18 protein-coding genes are annotated in these 18,491 nt (G+C 74.9%); 12 read left to right on the top strand and 6 right to left on the bottom strand.

The window, feature by feature from the left end; translation table 11 throughout:
* Positions 1-44: 44 nt before the first annotated feature.
* Together ACZ51D_RS36085 and ACZ51D_RS36080 are read right to left on the bottom strand one after the other, a co-directional pair.
* On the bottom strand, positions 45-3,341 hold the full coding sequence (locus tag ACZ51D_RS36085; protein WP_465664666.1) for a sacsin N-terminal ATP-binding-like domain-containing protein: 3,297 nt from the start codon (positions 3,339-3,341) through the stop codon (positions 45-47).
* 180 nt (positions 3,342-3,521) lie between these two features.
* Positions 3,522-4,406 carry a DUF3027 domain-containing protein gene (locus tag ACZ51D_RS36080; RefSeq protein ID WP_360494844.1) on the bottom strand — a complete coding sequence of 295 codons (885 nt, stop codon included), beginning with the start codon at positions 4,404-4,406 and terminating at the stop codon, positions 3,522-3,524.
* 653 nt (positions 4,407-5,059) lie between these two features.
* Between ACZ51D_RS36080 and ACZ51D_RS36075 the strand changes: the two genes are divergently transcribed.
* From ACZ51D_RS36075 to ACZ51D_RS36060, 4 genes are all read left to right on the top strand, one after another.
* On the top strand, positions 5,060-6,412 hold the full coding sequence (locus ACZ51D_RS36075; RefSeq protein ID WP_465664679.1) for an MFS transporter: 1,353 nt from the start codon (positions 5,060-5,062) through the stop codon (positions 6,410-6,412).
* A gap of 73 nt (positions 6,413-6,485) precedes the next feature.
* Positions 6,486-7,016: a hypothetical protein gene (locus tag ACZ51D_RS36070; protein ID WP_360494699.1), complete on the top strand. Its 531-nt coding sequence runs from the start codon at positions 6,486-6,488 to the stop codon at positions 7,014-7,016.
* Between the two features lie 10 nt (positions 7,017-7,026).
* Positions 7,027-7,821, top strand: a complete 795-nt coding sequence (locus tag ACZ51D_RS36065) for a futalosine hydrolase (RefSeq protein WP_465616428.1) — start codon at positions 7,027-7,029, stop codon at positions 7,819-7,821.
* Positions 7,814-8,668, top strand: coding sequence for a 1,4-dihydroxy-6-naphthoate synthase (locus ACZ51D_RS36060; RefSeq protein WP_465616426.1), 855 nt, complete (start codon positions 7,814-7,816; stop codon positions 8,666-8,668). Before ACZ51D_RS36065 ends, ACZ51D_RS36060 begins: the two co-directional genes overlap by 8 nt.
* Before the next feature lie 17 nt (positions 8,669-8,685).
* On the opposite strand, the gene ACZ51D_RS36055 is transcribed toward ACZ51D_RS36060, so the two are convergent.
* Positions 8,686-9,069, bottom strand: a complete 384-nt coding sequence (locus ACZ51D_RS36055; RefSeq protein WP_360494708.1) for a cold-shock protein — start codon at positions 9,067-9,069, stop codon at positions 8,686-8,688.
* A 474-nt stretch (positions 9,070-9,543) separates the two neighbouring features.
* Here ACZ51D_RS36055 and ACZ51D_RS36050 point away from each other — a divergent pair, with 474 nt between their 5' ends.
* Positions 9,544-9,774 (top strand): hypothetical protein, encoded by a 231-nt coding sequence (locus ACZ51D_RS36050; RefSeq protein ID WP_360494711.1) that lies wholly within the window; start codon positions 9,544-9,546, stop codon positions 9,772-9,774.
* Positions 9,775-9,834: 60 nt separating this feature from the next.
* On the opposite strand, the gene ACZ51D_RS36045 is transcribed toward ACZ51D_RS36050, so the two are convergent.
* A complete protein-coding gene (locus tag ACZ51D_RS36045; protein ID WP_465616423.1) occupies positions 9,835-10,461 on the bottom strand; it encodes an HAD family hydrolase in 627 nt (208 codons plus the stop codon).
* Positions 10,462-10,560: 99 nt separating this feature from the next.
* Here ACZ51D_RS36045 and ACZ51D_RS36040 point away from each other — a divergent pair, with 99 nt between their 5' ends.
* The 5 genes from ACZ51D_RS36040 to ACZ51D_RS36020 all read left to right on the top strand — a co-directional run bounded on the left by ACZ51D_RS36040 (position 10,561) and on the right by ACZ51D_RS36020 (position 15,448).
* Positions 10,561-11,643 carry a FecCD family ABC transporter permease gene (locus ACZ51D_RS36040; RefSeq protein ID WP_465664665.1) on the top strand — a complete coding sequence of 361 codons (1,083 nt, stop codon included), beginning with the start codon at positions 10,561-10,563 and terminating at the stop codon, positions 11,641-11,643.
* Complete coding sequence (locus tag ACZ51D_RS36035) at positions 11,640-12,707, top strand: FecCD family ABC transporter permease (RefSeq protein WP_465616419.1); 1,068 nt, start codon at positions 11,640-11,642, stop codon at positions 12,705-12,707. Before ACZ51D_RS36040 ends, ACZ51D_RS36035 begins: the two co-directional genes overlap by 4 nt.
* Entirely contained in the window at positions 12,707-13,543 is an 837-nt protein-coding gene (locus ACZ51D_RS36030; protein WP_465616417.1) for an ABC transporter ATP-binding protein, read from the top strand. Before ACZ51D_RS36035 ends, ACZ51D_RS36030 begins: the two co-directional genes overlap by 1 nt.
* A gap of 83 nt (positions 13,544-13,626) precedes the next feature.
* Complete coding sequence (locus tag ACZ51D_RS36025) at positions 13,627-14,613, top strand: ABC transporter substrate-binding protein (RefSeq protein WP_465616415.1); 987 nt, start codon at positions 13,627-13,629, stop codon at positions 14,611-14,613.
* Positions 14,614-14,746: 133 nt separating this feature from the next.
* Positions 14,747-15,448, top strand: coding sequence for a VC0807 family protein (locus ACZ51D_RS36020; protein WP_465616410.1), 702 nt, complete (start codon positions 14,747-14,749; stop codon positions 15,446-15,448).
* On the opposite strand, the gene ACZ51D_RS36015 is transcribed toward ACZ51D_RS36020, so the two are convergent.
* Positions 15,430-16,230 (bottom strand): AraC family transcriptional regulator, encoded by an 801-nt coding sequence (locus ACZ51D_RS36015; protein ID WP_465616408.1) that lies wholly within the window; start codon positions 16,228-16,230, stop codon positions 15,430-15,432. The genes ACZ51D_RS36020 and ACZ51D_RS36015 overlap by 19 nt on opposite strands.
* Before the next feature lie 65 nt (positions 16,231-16,295).
* Between ACZ51D_RS36015 and ACZ51D_RS36010 the strand changes: the two genes are divergently transcribed.
* Positions 16,296-16,883 (top strand): TIGR03086 family metal-binding protein, encoded by a 588-nt coding sequence (locus ACZ51D_RS36010; protein ID WP_465616406.1) that lies wholly within the window; start codon positions 16,296-16,298, stop codon positions 16,881-16,883.
* A 224-nt stretch (positions 16,884-17,107) separates the two neighbouring features.
* Here the strand turns inward: ACZ51D_RS36010 and ACZ51D_RS36005 are convergent, their stop codons facing one another.
* On the bottom strand, positions 17,108-17,983 hold the full coding sequence (locus ACZ51D_RS36005) for a LysR family transcriptional regulator (protein ID WP_465616404.1): 876 nt from the start codon (positions 17,981-17,983) through the stop codon (positions 17,108-17,110).
* 70 nt (positions 17,984-18,053) lie between these two features.
* Between ACZ51D_RS36005 and ACZ51D_RS36000 the strand changes: the two genes are divergently transcribed.
* Positions 18,054-18,422 (top strand): nuclear transport factor 2 family protein, encoded by a 369-nt coding sequence (locus ACZ51D_RS36000; protein ID WP_360494735.1) that lies wholly within the window; start codon positions 18,054-18,056, stop codon positions 18,420-18,422.
* Positions 18,423-18,491: the final 69 nt, after the last annotated feature.

Genomic DNA, 18,491 nt, shown 5'->3' with positions numbered 1-18,491 from the left:
CCGGTCGGGGCGGGCCCGCCGGCGGGCCCGGCCCGTACGGCGGCTCAGCCCTCGAAGTCCCGGGCCGCCGACAGCTCGTACGCCCGGTCCGGCTCGCTGAGCGCGGCCAGCACCTCGAAGCGCCGGTGCCACTGTCCGACCGACCAGGCGAGGCCGGCCGCGAGGCCCTCCGGGGTCGCGGCGTGCAGCAGGCCCGGCACCGGCGGGACCTCGAACTCGTCGTCCTCGTCCTCGGCCTCGGCCAGCTCCGGGTCGTACGGCGGCTCCGGGGCGTCCGCCCCGGGGTCCCACCGCCAGTCCACCGCGGCCTCGTCGCCGTCCGGCCCGACGACCAGCAGCTCCTCGTGCTCCTCGTACGCGACCGGGCAGCCGGGCAGCAGCTCGCGCACCACGGCCGGGACCCGGTGCAGCACGCCCTCGGAGAGCACCCGGCCGCCGGCCACCTCGCTGGCCAGCGACACGTGCAGCCGCTCGGCGAGGTCGGCCGCGAGCGCCGGGGCGACCGGCAGCAGCGGGTGGGAGTGCAGCAGCTGGACCAGGTCGGGGGCGTCCGCGACGACCGCCTCGGTGGCGTCCACCACCACGGTGTGGGCGGGCCGCCGCCCGGTGGCCGGGTCCAGTGGCGGCAGCGCCCGCACCACGTCCAGCGGTTCGATCCGCTCGCGCTCCACCCGGGCCAACGCACTGTGCAGGCCGTGCAGTTGGCGGTGGGCGACCTCGACAGCCGGATCGGTCATCCGGTCCAGCACCTCGTCCGGCCCGTGCGGCTCGGCGAGCAGCGCGGTCAGCGTGGTGCGCACCCCGAGCGCGTGCAGGAACTGGTCGTCCAGGGTGGTGCGCGCCTCGTCGTAGAGGCCGCGCAGCAGCGGGTCGGCCCCGGCGGCGCGCAGCCCGGCGGGCTCGCGGCCCGCCAGCACCGGGTGGTCGCGCAGCCACCACGCGGTGTACGGCGGCAGGTCGGCGTACGAGCCGTCCGGCAGCAGAGTGCGCACCGGGTTGACCACGGCGTCCCGGTACGGCGGGCGGGCCAGCGCGGCGAGCGCCTCGGGCCAGGCGTCGTCGTCCACCAGGTCGAGGTCGCGTACGGCCAGCAGCTCGGCGGCCACCGGCGGGACGCCGATCGCCTCGTCGGCCTGCAGGGCCTCCAGGGCGTCCTCGGCCCAGTCGGCGAGCCCGTCCGGTGCCTCGTCCACCAGGCCGGTGGGGTGGCCGCCGGCCGCCCGGTCGGCGGGGACGGTGGGGTCGAGCCGCTCCAGGTCGTCCGGGTCGAGCACCACGTCCTCGGCGCGCACCAGGACGAAGTCCGCCAGGACGCCGACGGCCGCGAGCACCTCGGGCCCCCAGCGCTCCAGCAGGTCGTCGTCCACCCAGCCGGCGTCCTCCTCGCGCGCCAGCGCGGCGAACGGGCTGCCGGGCAGCACGAGTTCGCCCGCGCGGGCGGGCTCGCCCTCGTCGTCGAGCAGCGCCAGCCGGGCCAGCCACGGGTGGTCGCCCGGCTCCGGGGCGGCGGCCTTCACCAACGCCAGGACGGCGTCGGCGAGTTCGAGCGCGGTGTCCAGGTCGTCCTCGGCCACCTCGTAGGAGCGGGCGACGGCGGCCCGCACCTCGGGGGTGTCCAGCACCCCGGCCGGGGTCGCGGTGCCCGCGCCGAGCTTGGCCAGCAGCGGGTGGGCGGCCTCGGGGTGGGCCAGACGCAGGTCGAGCGCGGCGAGCGCGCCGGCCAGCGATTCGGGGTAGCCCGGGAAGGCCGCCCAGTCGGCGTCCTCCGAGGGCAGCAGGACGCGCCGCGGCCCGGTCACCGTCCGGCCGTCCGCGAGCGGTACGGGCAGCGCACCGAGCGCCTCCGGGTCGGCCCCGCCGAGCGCCGCGTACAGGTTGCGCCACCAGCCGGGCTCGCGGTCCAGGCCGCCGAGCTGGTCCACCACGTCGGCCAGCGGCACCCGGCGCACGTTCAGCACCCGCAGCTCGGTGCGGCGCTCCAGGCCGGCCGGCAGCAGCCCGGGGAAGATCGGCGCGAGCGCCTCGACCACCGAGCCGTCCGCCCCCTCCAGCAGCGTCGCGTCCCGGGGCCGCAGCGCGGGCGTGCCCTCCTCGACCGGCGCCGGGTGCGGCAGGAACGGCGTGCCGGGCAGCCGGGACAGCACCGCCGCGCGCAGCGCGTTGTCCAGCGCGCCCTTGCCGAGCGGCCCGGGCACCAGGCCGAGCGAGCCGAGGTCGGCGCCGCGGGCGCGCAGCAGGTCGGCGTAGCTGTCGGCAGCACGCTCGGTGAGGAAGTCGGCCAGCGGGCCGGGCGCGACGTGCCGGCGGGTGGAGTCCAGCGGGTAGGAGGCGATCAGCAGCGCGGGCAGGCCGACCGGCTCGTCGCTGGGGGTCGGCGCGTGCAGCACGGACGCGATGCCGGGCTGCTGCGGGGCGCCGTCCACGCCGACCGGGACGGCCCAGGTCACCGTCCAGTACGGGCGGGCGCGCTCCTCGGTGGGCCGGTCGACCAGCAACTCGGTGGCCAGGCGGCCGGAGGCGCCGGCGGTCTGCCAGACCGTCTGCCGCAGCCGCCCGCCCGCGTCGTCGGTGACGGTGACCTCGGTGACGCCGTCCGGGCGGGTCTCGGCGGCGGCCCGGGTGAGCGTCCGGGTGCCCTCCGGGGTCTCCACCACGACCTCGGCGAGGCCGGGCAGGGTGAGCAGCAGCGCGTCGTCGATCCCGGCCAGCAGCCGGCGGGTCAGGTCCTCGGCGGCGGCGTCCCGCATCGGCAGCACGACCACCGTGTCGTAGCCCTCGGGCGCCGGGCCCTCGGCCGCGAACGGCAGCCGCAGCAGCGGCACGTGGCCGTCCCGGCGGCGCAGCTCCTCGGTCAGCGCGGGCTGCGCCTCGGCGAGCGACCGGGCCTCGCCGAGCGACCAGCGCACCCCGCCGGTGGCGCCGAGCACGGCGGGCTCGTCGGTGACCGCGAGGACGGCGGCGAAGCCGACCCCGAACCGGCCGACGGCGGGCTGCTCACCGCGCTTGGAGGAGGCGCGCAGGGTGGACAGCGACTCGACGGCGGCCGCGTCCAGCGGGGCGCCGGTGTTGGCGGCGGCGAGCACGCCGTCGGCGAGGGTCAGCCGCAGCCGCCCGGGTCCGCGCCCGGCGCGGACCGCCGCGTCGGCCGCGTTCTGCGCCAACTCGACCACCAGGCGGTCCCGGTAGCCGCCGAGCGCGAGTTCCTCCTCGGCGTTGGCGTCCTCCCGGAAGCGGGCCGGCGAGGCGGCCCAGGCGTCCAGCACCCGCCGCCGCAGCGCGGCGCTCCCGAAGGCGTCCGCGAGGTGCTCGTCCGTGCTGCTGCCGATGATCCGAGGTTCCACTGGACCTGCCGCCTTCCGCCGCCCTGTACGTCGTAGGGCATTCTTCCCTGCCCCACTGACTGCTCCCGACCACGGCCCCGGCCGGGGCCTGCGGCACCCGCCCCGAATCGGCGCGGCCCGTTCGGGAAACACCACGGCCCGCCCCGGATCGTCGCCGGGGCGGGCCGTGGAGCACAGACCTCAGGAGTGGCCGAGCTCCTCGGCGGGGGCGTCGGGCTCGACGGAGCCGGAGGCGCGGTCGGGGTGGAGCTGCAGGGGCTCGACCACCAGCTCGTCCAGGATCAGCTCGGACGGCGCCGGCGGGGCCGGGATGACGGCCGCCTCGGAGTGCCCGCCGCAGCCGTACGCGAAGGAGACGACCTGGCCGTCGGCCGGCCCGAACTCGTTGCCGCACACACCGAAGGCCTGCCCGAGCGAGCCACCGATCGGGATCAGGAAGCCGCAGCTCCCGCACGAGGCCGGGGCGGCCTGCGCCATCGGGGTCTGCGAGCCGTGGGTCTTCTCCCAGCGCTCGGCGGCCAGGTGCAGGCCGAGCCGGGAGAGCACCCGGCTGCGGCCCAGGCCGAGCTCCTCGGCGATGGCGTTGATCCGGGCGCGGGCCGGGGCCGGCTGGACGTGCGGGTCGGTGACGACCAGGTCCTCGTCGTCCACGAGGGCGGCGGCGGCGGAGTTCGGCGCGGGCTCGTCCTCGCCGGTCCAGCCGGGCTCCAGGCGCAGGTCGTCGGCACCGGTCGGCAGCAGGTCGCCGGGGCCCATGTCACCGGGGCGCAGCCGCTCGCTCCACGGCACCCACTGGGGGGCGAGGACGGCGTCCTGGCCGGGCAGCAGCACGACCTCGTCCAGGGTGACGTTCTTGGCGCGCGGGGCGCGGGCGACCGTGACCGCCCAGTGCCAGCCGCGGTACGCGGCGTCCCGGCACTCGAAGGTGTGGGTGACGACGCGCTCGGCGTCCGCCTGGACGTCAAGGTGCGGCCCGACGGCCGCCGCTCCGACGGCCTCCTCGGCTGCCTGGCGGGCGATTTCGACGGCCTCGGCACAGAGCCGGTCGGGGGTACGGCTTCGCATCGCAGCACTCACGGCGTCGATTCTCTCCCAGTTCTTCTGTCGCCAACGGCGTGTTGCCCATTCCGTCGCGGCTTGGTAGTCCCTCATCCATTCTGCGCGACCGGAGGCCCCCTCGGGTACCGACCGCGCCGCTCGACCGGCCTGCCGGCGCCCCGGCGTCCCGGCGGGCGGACTTTGGGCAGGCTACCCGCCGGTCGGCACCCCGGCACAGTCCGGGGCGGACGCGTGCGTTCCACGGGCACGGAACGGCCGCGCCGAGCGGAGCGCAATCCCGCGTCGGCGCGCCGGATCTGGGGCAGGATGGGCTTGTGGCGGACGACAACTCGTCGCAGCACGCAGTGCGCGCCTCGCAGGCCGGCAGCCCCGACCAGGCGGACGCCGTGCCGCGACGGCAGCCTCCGGTCCCCGGCTCGGGCGAACCGCAGCCGGCGGGCGGAACCGAGGCGCCCGCCGCCCCCGTGAGCCTGGTCAAGCCGGTCGGGGACCACGCACCGCCCGACGCCGTCGGCACACCCGACGCGCCTGCCACACCTGACGCACCCGGCAACGCGCCTGACGACGGCGTCCCCGAGCCGGACGGCGCCCGCGCCCGCCACCTCGCCGCCCTCGACGAGGTCCCGGAGGAGGAGGTCCCCGAGTCCCGCCGCCCCTTCCTGATCCGCACCGCCTCCGCCGTCGGCGCCCGCACCGGCAAGGTGGTGCACGGCACCGGCCGCCGGATCCGCCGGGCCACCTCCGCCGAGGGCGCGGGCGAGTCCGGCCTCGCCAAGCTGATCGAGCTGCACGCGCTCAATTCGTTCGGCGACATGCTGATCACCATCGCCCTGGCCTCCACCATCTTCTTCTCGGTGCCCACCGGCGAGGCCCGCGGCCGGGTGGCGCTCTACCTGCTGATCACGATGGCCCCGTTCGCCCTCCTGGCCCCGGTGATCGGCCCGCTGCTGGACCGTCTGCCACACGGCCGCCGGGCGGCCATGGCGATGGCGATGCTGGCCCGGGCGGTGCTGGCCTGGACGATGGCCGGGGTGATCTCCGGCGGCGGCCTCGCGCTCTACCCGGAGGCGCTCGGCGTGCTGGTGGCGTCCAAGGCCTACGGGGTGGTGCGCAGCGTCGTGGTGCCCCGGCTGCTGCCGAGCCGGCTGTCCCTGGTGAAGGCGAACTCCCGGGTCACCCTGGCCGGGCTGCTGGCCACCGGTGTGGCGGCCGGGGTGGGCGGGCTGCTGCACCTGATCGGCCCGGGCTGGCCACTGCGCGGTGCCTTCCTGGTGTTCGTGGTCGGCACCCTGATGGCCTTCCACCTGCCGCACGCCGTGGACTCGGCCAAGGGCGAGCAGCGCGCCGTGCTGCACGCCGAGGTGCACGGCGAGGGCTCGCACCTGATCCACCACAGGCCGCCGCCGGTCAAGGCCTCGCTGCGCACCGTCGGCCCGTCGGTGATCCTGGCGCTGCGGGCGATGTCGGCGATGAAGTGGCTGGTCGGCTTCCTGGTGATGTTCCTGGCCTTCCTGCTGCGGGAGGAGCCGATCGGCGGCCTGCAGCCGACGCTGGCGCTGGGCCTGGTGGCCCTGGCGGCGGGGACCGGCAACGCGCTCGGCTCGGTGTTCGGCTCCTGGCTGCGCACCCGCGGCCCGGAGGCGACGGTCACCGCGATGCTGCTGCTGGCGACCGGTGTGACGGCGGCGGCCGCGCTCTGGTACGGCGTGGTGACGGTGATTCTGGTCGCCGGCATCGCCGGGATGGCGGCCTCGCTGGGCAAGCTGGCGCTGGACGCGCTGATCCAGCGGGACGTCCCGGAGGCGGTGCGGACCTCGGCCTTCGCCCGTTCGGAGACCCTGATGCAGCTGTCCTGGGTGGCCGGCGGCGCGGTCGGCATCCTGATGCCGCTGAACGGGGAGCTGGGCCTGTCGGTCGCCGCCGCGGTGGTCGGCCTGGCGCTGCTGTGGACGCTGCGCTCGCTCTTCCGGGTGGGCCTGCGCCGGCACCCCGCGGCGCCCCGGGTGGCCTGACCGGGCGGTGCGGCAACACGCGGTGGCCGACCCCCGCGTAGCGTGATCGGCCAGGCCCGGTAGATTCTGACGCATGAGCCTCAATTCCCGTGCCATCGCCGCCCTCGGCGCCGTCGTCGTGGTCGGCGCCGCCACGGTGGGCACCTCCGTCGCCGTCGCCTCCAACCAGACCGAGCACATCTCGCACCGTGCCACCCTCACGGTCGGCAACTCCTCGATCGTCGCGGACCCGCTGTGCTGGAACGGCGGCAGCGCGATCACCGAGGACCTCCAGCAGGACTGCCAGGACAAGGCCACCAAGGCCCTGAAGGACGGCACCCTGCCCACCTCGGACGTGGTGGCGAGCGACCGGGTCGGCGTCGGTGTCTCCCCGAACGTGGCCAAGTCGGGCTGGTGGGCCTTCTCCAACGGCGGCTCGTCCAGCAGCGGCGGGCGCACCAGCCTGTCCGCGTACGCCAAGGGCCAGACCTGGACGGGTGCCCAGCCGGCGAACAAGGTGCTCAACGCCAGCGGCAAGACCCTGGTCACCGTGGTCGAGGGCGACCAGAACTCGGACAACCCGATCGCCGTCTGGTACTTCCAGCTGAAGACCCAGGACAGCTGACGGTCCCGCGATGACCGCGCAGGACGCCGGGAACGGCGAGCACGAGCAGTCGGGCCCCGCGCGGGCCCGGCTGCTCGTCGTCGTCGCGGTGGCCGCCGAGGCCGAGGCGGTGCTGCGCGGCCTGCCCTGCGGGGCCGCCGCCCTGCCGCTGCCCGGCGGCACCCTGCACCGGGCCGAGGGCGCGCCGGTGGACGTGCTGGCCGCCGGGGTCGGCCCGGCCGCCGCCGCGGCCGCCGCCTCCGCCGCGCTGGCCGCCCACCCGTACGCCCTGGCCGTTTCGGCCGGGATCGCGGGCGGCTTCGCGCCGCACGCCCCGGTCGGCGCCACGGTGGTGGCCGACGCCATCGTCGCCGCGGATCTCGGCGCCGAGACCCCCGAGGGCTTCGCCGACGTCACCGAGCTGGGCTTCGGCACCGTCCGGCACACCCCGCCCCCGGCCGTCGTCGCGCTCGTCGCGACCGCGCTGGCCGCCCCCGGCGCCGCCACCGGCCCGGGCCCGGTCATCGGCCCGGTGCTGACCGTCTCCACCGTCACCGGCAGCGCCGAGCGGGCCGCCGCGCTGGCCGCCCGCCACCCGGGCGCCGCCGCCGAGGCGATGGAGGGCTTCGGCGTGGCCGAGGCCGCCGCCCGGTACGGCGTACCGGCCCTCGAACTGCGCACCGTGTCCAATCCGGTGGGCCCGCGCGACCGGGCCGCGTGGCGGATCGGCGAGGCGCTGGCCGCCCTGGAGCGGGCCTTCGCCGCGCTGCCCGTCCACGAACTGGCCGCCGGCCACACAACGATCGAGGAGGCCGGCCGTGGCTGAACGGCTGAGCATCGCGTACTCGCCCTGCCCGAACGACACCTTCGTCTTCCACGCCTGGTCGCACGGCCTGGTGCCCGGGGCGGACGCCCCCGAGGTGACCTTCGCCGACATCGACATCACCAACGGCCTGGCCGAGCGCGGCGAGCTGGACGTCCTGAAGATCAGCTACGGCGCCCTGCCGTGGGTCCTGGACGAGTACACCCTGCTGCCCTGCGGCGGCGCGCTGGGGCGCGGCTGCGGCCCGCTGGTGCTCACCGTGCCGGGCGTGGAATCCCCCGCGGACCTCGCCGGGAAGACCGTCGCGGTGCCCTCCGAGCGCTCCACGGCGTACCTGCTGTTCCGGCTCTGGGCGGCGAAGGCGGTGCCGGGCGGCTTCGGCGAGATCGTCGTCCTGCCGTTCCACGAGATCATGCCCGCCGTCCGGGACGGCCGGGTGGACGCCGGCCTGGTGATCCACGAGGCCCGCTTCACCTACCGGCAGTACGGCCTGCACAGCCTGGCCGACATGGGCGAGGCCTGGGAGCAGGAGACCGGCCTGCCGATCCCGCTCGGCGCGATCGTCGCCAGGCGCTCGCTCGGCCCCGAGCGGCTGCGGGCGGTCGCCGAGGCGATCCGCGCCTCCGTCCGCCAGGCCTGGGCGGACCCGGAGGCGAGCCGCGCGTACGTGCTGGCGCACGCCCAGGAGATGGACCTGGACGTCGCGAAGCAGCACATCGGGCTGTACGTCACCGAGTTCACCGAGGACCTCGGCGAGGAGGGCTACGCGGCCGTCCGCGCACTGCTCACCCGGGCCGCCGCGGAGGGGCTGGTGCCCCCGCTCGACCCGGGTGCGCTCGCGTTCGGGTAGCGCTTCCCCGCACCGTCCTACACGTCGAACTGGTCGGCCACCGCGCGCAGCAGGCCGGCCAGCTTCTGACCGGTGGGCTTGGCGGGGTAGCGGCCGCGCTGGAGGCCCGGCAGCACCGCGTCCAGGGTGGTGATCAGGTCCTGGACGATCGGGGCCATGTCGTCCGCGCTGCGGCGCTGGGAGACGGCCACCGAGGGCAGCGCGTCCAGCAGCTGCACGGCCATCGCCTGATCGCCGCGGTGCCCGGCGACCACGCCGAACTCGACCCGCTGACCCGGCTTCAGCACGGTGACACCGGCGGGCAGTGCCTTGGTGTGGACGAAGACGTCGCCGCCGTCGTCGCGCGACAGGAAGCCGAAGCCCTTCGTCTCGTTGAACCACTTGACCTGGCCGGTGGGCATCTCGAACAGTCCTCGAATGGGTGTGAGGGATCCCGGCCCTGGCCGGGGATCACTGGGTGGTGGGAAAGCCGCGGGCGACCTCGGCTCGGCGCCCGCAGGCGCTCATGGTCAGCTCGCTGTCAGGAGCAGACTAACGGTCCGTGACTGCCTCATCCGCGTTCCGCGAAGGATCCGCGTTCCGAGGCCCGCTCGGGGCGGTCGGGGCGCGGAGTTCTCGGGCCCACGGGCAACCCGGTACTGGCACGGCCGGGTCGCGTCTCGGCGCTGTCCATCGGCTCACACCCCCGGGTCTGAGGACACGGGGCGCACCTGCAGCGCCCCTCGGCACCCCCTGCATACCCCCGCCCAGCAGGGATCAAAACGTTGAGCTGCCGGGAAACTGCGCAACGTGACGGAGCCGCTCCGATGGGCGCCCCCGACGGCGGCTCTGCCAGACTGGGGTCGGTCCGGCCCCGCCCCGAGGAGTGAGCAGACGTGAGCAGCCAGAGCGCCGATCCCGGCGACGTGTACGTCAAGGCCGGGGCGATCGTCTTCGGTCTCGGCGCACTCGCCACCCTGGTCACCTTCGTCCCGCTGTTCCTGCACCTGACGCCGCTGCCGACGGCCGCGTACTGGCTGAGCATGCTGATGCCGGCGGGGTTCCTGGCCGCGCTGACCGGGCTGCTCCTGAACGCGCGCGCCCAGCGCCGCCGGGTCGGGCCCTGACCGGACCAGGTCCGGCCCGGGAAGCGCCCTGACCGGCCCTGGCCGGTTCCCAGGCGGGTCCTAGCCGGCCAGGTGGCGGGTGAGCCAGTCCGGGAACGCCGTGAGGTCCGCCAGCACCACGTCCGCGCCCGCCTCGCGCAGCTCGTCCGCGCCGTACGGGCCGGTGGGCACACAGACCGCGACGGCGCCCGCGTGCCGGGCGCCCCGGATGTCGCCGAGGTGGTCGCCGACGTAGATGCTCGCGCCGTGCTCGCGCAGCGCCTCGCCCTTGGTCTCCGCCCACAGGTCGCCGATCAGCACGTCCGCCGCCATGGCGGCGTGCTCCAGGTGGAGGCGGGCGTTCGGCTCGTACTTGCCGGTGATCACGGCGACCCGGCCGCCGTGGGCGCGGACCGCCTCGACGGCGGCGTGTGCGCCGGGCAGGGCCACGGTCGGGGCGAAGGCGTGGTCGCGGTAGAGCTCGCGGTAGCGCGTCACGGCCCGCTCCACCTCCTCCTCCGGGAACCAGTTGCGGATCTCGTCCAGCAGCGGCGGGCCGATCCGGGTGACCACCAGGTCGGCGTCGATCGGGGTTCCGGTCTCGGCGGAGAGCGCCAGATAGGTGGCGCGGATACCCGGTCGGGTGTCCAGCAGTGTCATGTCGAGGTCGAAGCCGACGGTGAGCGGGGCCTGTGAGGTCGCGGGCATGCCGCCAGGCTATCCAACGCGCAGCCCGCTCCACGAGGCGATTTGCCCCGGCTTCGCGGCGGAACTTAGGTTTACCTGAGTTGTCTGCGGAGAGGGCCCATGACCGACGACACCACCGCACCGCCCAGCCCGCCCGGCGCGCCCGGCACGCCCGGCACGCCCGGCACGCCCGGCACGCCGTACCGCGCGCCTCGGCGCCGATTACCGTGGCTCGCCGCCGCACTGGCCGTGCTGGCCGCCGCGGTGCTGCTGAGCCTCGCGGTCGGCAGCCGCACCGTCCCGTTCGGCGAGACCCTCGACGCCCTGCTGCACGGCGGCAGCACCGCCGACGCCGTGGTGATCCGCGAGCTGCGGGTGCCGCGCACGGTGGTCGGCCTGGCCGTCGGCGCCGCGCTCGGCCTGGCCGGGGCCGTCATGCAGGGCCTGACCCGCAACCCGATCGCCGACCCCGGGATCCTCGGCGTCTCCCAGGGCGCGGCGGCCGGCGTGGTGGTCGCCATCTCCGGCTTCGGCATCTCCACCCTCACCGGGTACGTCTGGTTCGGCTTCGCGGGCGCGTTGATCGCCACCATGCTGGTCTACGGCCTCGCCGGACGCGGCCGGGGCGGGGCGACGCCGATCAAGCTGGCGCTGGCCGGCTCGGCGATGTCCGCCTTCATCGCCTCGCTCATCGCCCTGGTGCTGACCACGGACGCGGCCACCATGGACCGGTTCCGCTTCTGGCACGTCGGCTCGCTCTCCGGACGGACCTCGGACGTGGCCTGGCAGTTGCTGCCGTTCCTGGCGGTCGGCACCGTCCTGGTCGTCGCGGTGGCGCGCGGACTGGACGCGCTGGCGCTCGGCGACGACACGGCGAAGGGGCTGGGCGCGAAGACCGGCCTGGCCCGGGCGGTCGGCGCCCTCGGCGCGACCGTCCTGACCGGTTCGGCGGTCGCGGCGGCCGGCCCGATCGCCTTCGTCGGCCTCGCCGTCCCGCACGCGGCCCGCGCCGTCGCCGGTGCCGACCACCGCTGGATCCTCGCCTTCTCCGCGGTCCTCGGCCCGGCCCTCCTGCTGCTCGCCGACACCCTCGGCCGGGTCCTGTTCCCGCCGTCCGAGGTCCCGGCGGGCGTGATGACGGCCCTGGTCGGCGTCCCGGTGCTGGTGGCCCTGGTCCGCCGCCGGAAGGTGGTCGCCGCGTGAACACCCTCTCCTCCGGCGGGAGCGGCCTTTCGCTGCGCGGCTACTCCGTGGTGCGGGCCGGGCGGGCTTCCCTCCTGCTGCACCGGCGCTCGGCGTTCGTCGCGACCGGGTTGCTGGTGGCCCTCGCCGGGACGGTGGTGGCCTCGCTGTGCCTCGGCGAGTCCACCGTGTCGCCGGCCGAGGTGGTGAAGGTGGTGCTCGGGCAGCCGAGCCCGGACGAACTGGTGGTCGGCGAGTTCCGGCTGCCCCGGGTGGTGGTCGGACTGCTGGTCGGCACGGCGCTCGGCGTGGCCGGGGCGCTGATCCAGACCGTCGCCCGCAATCCGCTGGCCAGCCCCGACGTGGTGGGCGTGACCTGGGGCGCGACCTCGACCGTGGTCGGCCTGATGGCGTACGGGGTGGTGGGCTCGACCGGCGAGGCGCCGTACGCGGCGGTGGCCGGCGGGCTGGTCGCCGGGCTGCTGGTGTACGCGCTGGCCTGGCGGCGCGGGCTGCACGCGCAGCGCTTCGTGCTGATCGGCATCGGGATCAGCGTCGCCCTGTCCTCGCTCACCTCCGTCTTCCTCACCAAGGGCGACGGCTTCCAGGCGCAGGCCGCGAAGGTCTGGATGACGGGCAGCCTGAACGGCTCCGGCTACGAGCAGGCCGGCCGGCTCGCCTGGGTGCTGCTCGCCGCCGTCCCGGTCGCGCTGTGGGCGGCCCGCGCCCAGCGGTCGATCTCCTTCGACGACGCGACCGCCGTGGGCCTGGGCCTGCGGCTGGACCGGATCCGGCTGGGCATGGCGCTGTTGGGCATCGTGCTGGCCTCCTGCGCGGCCGGGGCCGCCGGGCCGGTGGACTTCGTCGCGCTGATGGCACCGCAGATCGCGCTGCGGCTGGCCCGCTCGGCGCAGGTCCCGCTGTTCTGCTCGGCGCTGACCGGCGCGCTGGTGGTCGTCCTCGCCGACCTGATCGCCCGGCGGCTGCTGGCGCCGACCGAGCTGCCGGTGGGCGTGGTGACCGGCATGGTCGGCGCGCCGTACCTGATGTGGCTGCTGATCCGATCCCGCCGTGGAGGTTCCTGATGTCCGCCCACCAGCCGTCCGCTCACCGTCTGGAGGCCCGGGGCCTCACCCTGGCCTACGAGGCGCGCACGGTCGTCGAGGGCCTGGACATCCGCGTCCCCGACGGGCGGGTGACGGTGATCGTCGGCCCGAACGCCTGCGGCAAGTCGACCCTGCTGCGGGCCCTCGGGCGGCTGCTGAAGCCGGTCCGGGGCGCGGTGCTGCTGGACGGCGAGGAGCTGGCGCGGATCCCGACCAAGCGGATCGCCCAGCGGCTCGGCCTGCTGCCGCAGTCGCCGACCGCCCCGGAGGGCATCTCGGTGGCCGACCTGGTCTCGCGCGGCCGCCAGCCGCACCAGAGCTGGTGGCAGCAGTGGTCGCCGGAGGACGAGGCGGCGGTCTCGGAGGCGCTGGAGCGCACCTCCACCGCGGAACTCGCCGAGCGCAGCATGGACGAGCTGTCGGGCGGCCAGCGCCAGCGCGCCTGGATCGCGATGGCGCTCGCCCAGGGCACCGACATCCTGCTGCTGGACGAGCCGACCACCTACCTGGACATCGCGCACCAGGTGGAGGTGCTGGACCTGGTCCGCCGGCTGAACGTCGAGCGCGGGCGGACGGTCGTCGCCGTGCTGCACGACCTCAACCAGGCCGCCCGCTACGCCGATCATCTGGTGGCGATGCGGGACGGCCGGGTGGTGGCGCAGGGCGCGCCCGGGGAGGTGGTGACGGCGGAGCTGGTGCGGGAGGTGTTCGGGCTGGACTCGGTGGTGGTGCCGGATCCGGTGACGGGCACACCGCTGGTCGTTCCGGGCGCTCCGTGGGCCTCAACCACGGCGACGGCGGCGGTGGACGCCTGACGGCACGCTTAACGGCACTTCAGGTGCCATTTCGGACATAATCGACGGCACCCCGACTCCGCCGCGCCCCCTGAGGACCGCCGATGCCCCGGATCGCCCGCCGCACCCTGCTCACCGGCCTCGGCGGGGCCGCGCTCGCGGCCTGCACGGGCGGCACCACCCGGCCCCCGGCCCCGGCCACCGCCGACAGCCTCGACGCGACCGCCTCGCCGACCGCCACCCAGCTGCCCCCGGTGACCGTGAACACCGCCACCGGGCCGGTCCTGGTGCCGGGCAAGCCGATGCGGGTGGTCGTCCTGGACACCGACGTGCTCGACTCCGCGCTGACCCTCGGCATCACCCCGATCGGCGCCGCGCTCCCCGCCCACGACACCCGGTACCCCGACTACTGGCCGACCCTCCGGACCGCCGGGATCCGGCTCGTCGGCCCCGCCGGATCACCCGACCTGCCGACCGTGCGGGCCCTGCGACCGGACCTGATCCTCTCCAACCAGACCCGCGACGGCGACCGGTACGACCAACTGCGCGAACTCGCCCCCACCGTGCTCACCCAGACCACCGGCGCCCCCTGGAAGGCCAACTTCCAGCTGCACGCCCAGGCACTGAGCCGGGAGGCCGCCGGCGCGGCCTTCGTCGGCGCGTACCAGAAGCACGCCGGCCAGGTCGCGCAGGCCCTGTCCGCGGCGAAACTGTCCGGGCGCAAGGTGAGCCTGGTGCGGTTCGTGGAGGGCGGCGGGATCCGGCTGTACGGCCGGCAGAGCTTCCCCGGCAGCGTGCTCGCCGATGCCCAGGTGGGACGGCCGGACCCGCAGAACGTCGACCAGTCGGACTTCGAGGTCCCCCCGGACCAGATCGGGAAGGCCGACGGCGACCTGCTGCTGTACGCGACGTACGGCGACCCGGAGCCGGCGGGCCTCAACGCGACGCTGGCGAGCCCGGGTTGGCAGGCGCTGGGGGCGGTCCGGGCGCACCGGGCGTTCCCGGTGGACGACCAGCTGTGGTTCCAGGGGATCGGCTACACCGGGGCCAACTACCTGCTGGACGAACTGCAGCGCTTCCTCGGGGCGTGAGCGCACGGGCGGGCCGAGGCAGCGGCCCGCTCGGGCACGATCGATCACGATTCGGTTCTGGAGTTAGGCGCTTGACCTGCGGGCCCGTCAGAATGAGCCGGTAACTCGCCGCTCACTCTCCGGGGACGACACCGTGTCAACTACCGCAGCTCCACAGGCTCCTGCCCGCAAGGGCGGGGCCGCCGCCCTCGGCTGGCTGATCAGCATCGGCTTCAACGTCGTCGCACCGATCCTGATCTACAACCAGCTGCACGACCACGGCTACAGCGAATCCACCGCGATCCTGCTCTCGGGCCTGGGACCGGTGGTCGACACCGTGATCTACCTCCTCTGGCACCGCCGGATCGACGAGTTCGCCGTCGTCTCCCTGGTGTTCGTCGCCCTGACCCTGGTGGTCGCGCTGATCGGGCCGCAGGACCCGAAGATGCTGCTGGCCAAGGACTCCTTCGTCTCCGGCCTGCTCGGCGTGTTCTACCTGGGCTCGCTCGCCGCACCGAAGCCGATCATGTTCTACTTCGGGCGCAAGTTCGCCACCGACGGCACGCCGGAGATGGTCGCCTGGTGGAACTCGATGTGGCAGTACCCGGGCTTCCGCCTGGTCCAGCGCAACCTGACCATCGTGTGGGGCGTGGCGTTCATCCTGGAGGCCGCGCTGCGGATCGTGCTGGTCTACACCCTGTCGCACGGCACGGTGGTGACGGTCAACAACATCCTTCCGTACGTGGTGCTCGGCGGGCTGGTGTACTTCACCATCGCCTACGCCAAGCGGGCCAGCGCCAAGGGCCGGGCCGCTGCTGCCGCCGCGGCGGAAGCCGGTCAGCCCGCCGCCGCGTAACGGGCCGGGGGCTCGCCGACCACGGCCGTGAAGTCGCGGGTGAGATGGGCCTGGTCGGCGTAGCCCAGTTCGGCGGCGAGCGCGGCCAGGTCCAACTCGCCGCCGCCGCTCGCCCGTTCGGCCGCCTCGTGGAGCCGGGCGCGGCGCAGCACCCACTTCGGGGAGGCGCCGACGTACTCGGCGAACAGGCGCTGGAGGCGTCGGACGCCGAGCCCGAACTCGGCGGCCAGATCGTCCACCCGGCAGAGATCCGGCGAGCCGGTGATGCGCTCCACCATCGCGGCGACCTCGTCCGCGACCGGGTCGGGCGCGGGCAGCCGGGGCAGCAGGAAGGCGTCGGCGAGGGCCGCCGGGTCGGCCCCTTCGCCGCCCAGCAGGGCCGCGTCGAGGCGGTCGGCAGCGGGCCCGAAGAACTCGACGGCGGGGACGGACCGGTCGGCCAGCGCACTCACCGGACGGCCCGCGAAGGGGCGGAAGGCCCCGGGGCGGAACTTCACGCCCAACACGTGCCCGGTCCCCTCCAGCCGACGGACGAAGAGCGAGCGGTCCACCCCGTAGACCCGGGCCCGGGGGGCCTCGAAGACCAGATGGACGTTCGGGTGGGCGAGCACCTTCTGCTCGTACGACGGCAGGCCGTGCAGGTCCCAGCGCACCAGCCAGTAGTACTCGACGAACCGCGCCACCGCGGGATCGGGCGCCAGGCGCTCCACGCTGATCAGCTCGGCTGCCCGGGCCGGGTGCAGCACGCCGCGGCCGAGATCGGGAGAGTCGGCGGAGTCCATGGCCGCCAGGGTAGCGTCGCGTTTCTTCAAGACCCGGACCTTCCGGCCGGTGCAGGATCGGTCACATGAACGTCCACCCGATGCACCCCGTCCTGGCCCGCGCCGCCACCGCTGCGGCCGAGGTCGCCACCGCCGTCCCGGCCGGCTTCGCGTCGGACGCCCCGACGCCCTGCACGGGTTTCGACACCCGCGCGCTGATCAATCACTGGGTGCTCTACACCTCCCACGGCCTGGAGCACCGGGCCCGGCGCACCGAGCTGCCCCAGGAGCTGATCGAGCGGGACTTCACCGCCGAGGCCGACTGGCGCTCCGCGTACGGGGCGCAGCTGGAGCGGGCGGTCGCCGCCTGGGCCGATCCGGCCGCCTGGGAGGGCGACGTCGACCTCGGCGGCTCACCGATGCCGGCGGTGGGCATCGCCCGGATGCTGATCCTGGAGCTGGTGCTGCACGGCTGGGACGTCGCCCGGACCGTCGGTGCGGAGATCTCGGTCGATGAGCAACTCGCCGCGATGGCACTGGAGATCGTCGAGGAGAACGCCGAGCTGTACCGGCAGTACGAGGGCTTCGCCGAAGCGGTGGCACTGCCGGACGACGCCTCCACCTGGGACCGCGCGCTCGCCGCCTCGGGCCGGGACCCGCACTGGAAGGCCTGACCCCCACCCGGGGGGAGCCGCGAGAAGCCACAGCCCCCCGGGAAGTCCGTCAGGACAGGGTGTCCGCGAGCTTGCTGGAGCCGCGCTGGACGATGTTGTCACGGGTGTTGCCGGCGTCGAGGCAGACCCCCGGGTGCCCCGGCCCGTGAAGATCGAGGAGTTCCACGTGAGGTTGTCGGACGGGCTGGTGGCGTCCTTGGGGCGGGGAGGGGGTTGTCCGACGATCACTCGGAGCCCAACGCCGCCCGGAGTTTGGCGCGCAGGACCCGGACGGCCGGGGAGTGCTGGTCGGGGCGGCTGACGAGCGCGAGGCAGGAACGGACGGCAGCGTCCGCGATCACCATGGTGCTCAGGCCGGGGCCCTCGACGGAGGAGGGGCTGAGGACCGCGACGCCGGCTCCGCGTTCGGCGAGACGGAGGACGGCGACCGGGGAACTGGCGTCGATGTCCACCCGCGGGTCGAGGCCGAGCTGCGCGCAGGATCGCTCGTAGGCGGAGCGGATGCCGGTGCCCGGGGAGAGGCAGAGGATCTTCTCGCCGCGCAGGTCGGCGAGGGTCAGTCCGGGCCGGTCGAGCGCATGCCCGGTCGGGACGACGGCGGCGATCTGCTCGTCCACGACGACGCCGGCGTCGAGGCCCGCCGGAGCCTCGCCCGCGTAGCCGATCAGGGCCAGGTCGAGGGCACCGGACAGGACCTGCGCCTGGAGCAGGTCGGAGTGGCCCTCGTGCAGGCTCAGTTCGATGCCGGGGTGGGTACGGCCGAGATCGGCGACCACGTCGAGGAACGGCGGGATCGAGCAGCCCATGATCATGCCGAGCCGGACCCGGCCGCGCACCGCGTCGGCGAACTCGGCGGCGGTGTGCCGGATGGCGTCCAGGGTGGCGAGGGCGCTCTTCGCCAGCGGGAGAACGGCCTCCCCGGCCGGGGTGAGGCGGACCTGGCGGCCGGATCGGTCGAGCAGTTGCTGGCCCAACTCCTTTTCCAGCTTGGCCACCTGGGTACTGACACCGGACTGGCTCACGTGCAGGCGACGGGCGGCGGCGGTGAAGGTCCCCTCGTCGACCACGGCGGCGAGGTAGCGCAGCTGATGCATCTCCATAACTCATGATGATAGAAGGTATCGGATCCATCTGTTGGACGGATTGCCCGCCGCGCAGAACGATGGAGACATGACGACGACGAAGAACGCACGCGAGCTTGCCGAGACCTACTTCACCGCCTGGGAGGCGGGCGACTTCGAGACCATCCGGGGACTGCTGGCCGACGACGTGGACTTCGTCGGGGCACTGGGAACCGCCAGCGGCGTGGAGCAGGCACTGGCCGGACTGCAGGGGCTCGGCCGGGTGCTGGAGAAGATCGACGTGAAGGTGCGCGTCGCCGAGGGCGACGAGGTGATCACCTGGTTCGAGCTGAACACCAGCATCGCGGAGCCCACGCCGACGGTGAACTGGATGCACGTGGAGGACGGGAAGATCGCCCGGATCCGGGTCACCTTCGACCCGCGCGCCCTGCTCGCCGGATTCGAGAAGAAGAGCTGAGCCGGGGGGCGGTGACGGCCCTCCTCCAGGGGTGTCAAAGCCGACGAATTCGACCACCACGCCGCCCGG

It is taken from the genome of Kitasatospora sp. NPDC033851 (genome assembly GCF_055576085.1).
This window is presented reverse-complemented; position numbering and strand designations above follow the sequence as displayed.

What these genes read in the sequence shown, in the direction of transcription:
- ACZ51D_RS36010 (WP_465616406.1), top strand. Translation starts at nt 16,296, where the DNA reads ATGAACGTCCACCCGATGCACCCCGTCCTGGCCCGCGCCGCCACCGCT.
- ACZ51D_RS36070 (WP_360494699.1), top strand. Translation starts at nt 6,486, where the DNA reads ATGAGCCTCAATTCCCGTGCCATCGCCGCCCTCGGCGCCGTCGTCGTG.
- ACZ51D_RS36005 (WP_465616404.1), bottom strand. Translation starts at nt 17,983, where the DNA reads ATGGAGATGCATCAGCTGCGCTACCTCGCCGCCGTGGTCGACGAGGGG.
- ACZ51D_RS36045 (WP_465616423.1), bottom strand. Translation starts at nt 10,461, where the DNA reads ATGCCCGCGACCTCACAGGCCCCGCTCACCGTCGGCTTCGACCTCGAC.
- ACZ51D_RS36025 (WP_465616415.1), top strand. Translation starts at nt 13,627, where the DNA reads ATGCCCCGGATCGCCCGCCGCACCCTGCTCACCGGCCTCGGCGGGGCC.
- ACZ51D_RS36040 (WP_465664665.1), top strand. Translation starts at nt 10,561, where the DNA reads ATGACCGACGACACCACCGCACCGCCCAGCCCGCCCGGCGCGCCCGGC.
- ACZ51D_RS36000 (WP_360494735.1), top strand. Translation starts at nt 18,054, where the DNA reads ATGACGACGACGAAGAACGCACGCGAGCTTGCCGAGACCTACTTCACC.
- ACZ51D_RS36055 (WP_360494708.1), bottom strand. Translation starts at nt 9,069, where the DNA reads ATGCCCACCGGCCAGGTCAAGTGGTTCAACGAGACGAAGGGCTTCGGC.
- ACZ51D_RS36030 (WP_465616417.1), top strand. Translation starts at nt 12,707, where the DNA reads ATGTCCGCCCACCAGCCGTCCGCTCACCGTCTGGAGGCCCGGGGCCTC.
- ACZ51D_RS36065 (WP_465616428.1), top strand. Translation starts at nt 7,027, where the DNA reads ATGACCGCGCAGGACGCCGGGAACGGCGAGCACGAGCAGTCGGGCCCC.
- ACZ51D_RS36080 (WP_360494844.1), bottom strand. Translation starts at nt 4,406, where the DNA reads ATGCGAAGCCGTACCCCCGACCGGCTCTGTGCCGAGGCCGTCGAAATC.
- ACZ51D_RS36015 (WP_465616408.1), bottom strand. Translation starts at nt 16,230, where the DNA reads ATGGACTCCGCCGACTCTCCCGATCTCGGCCGCGGCGTGCTGCACCCG.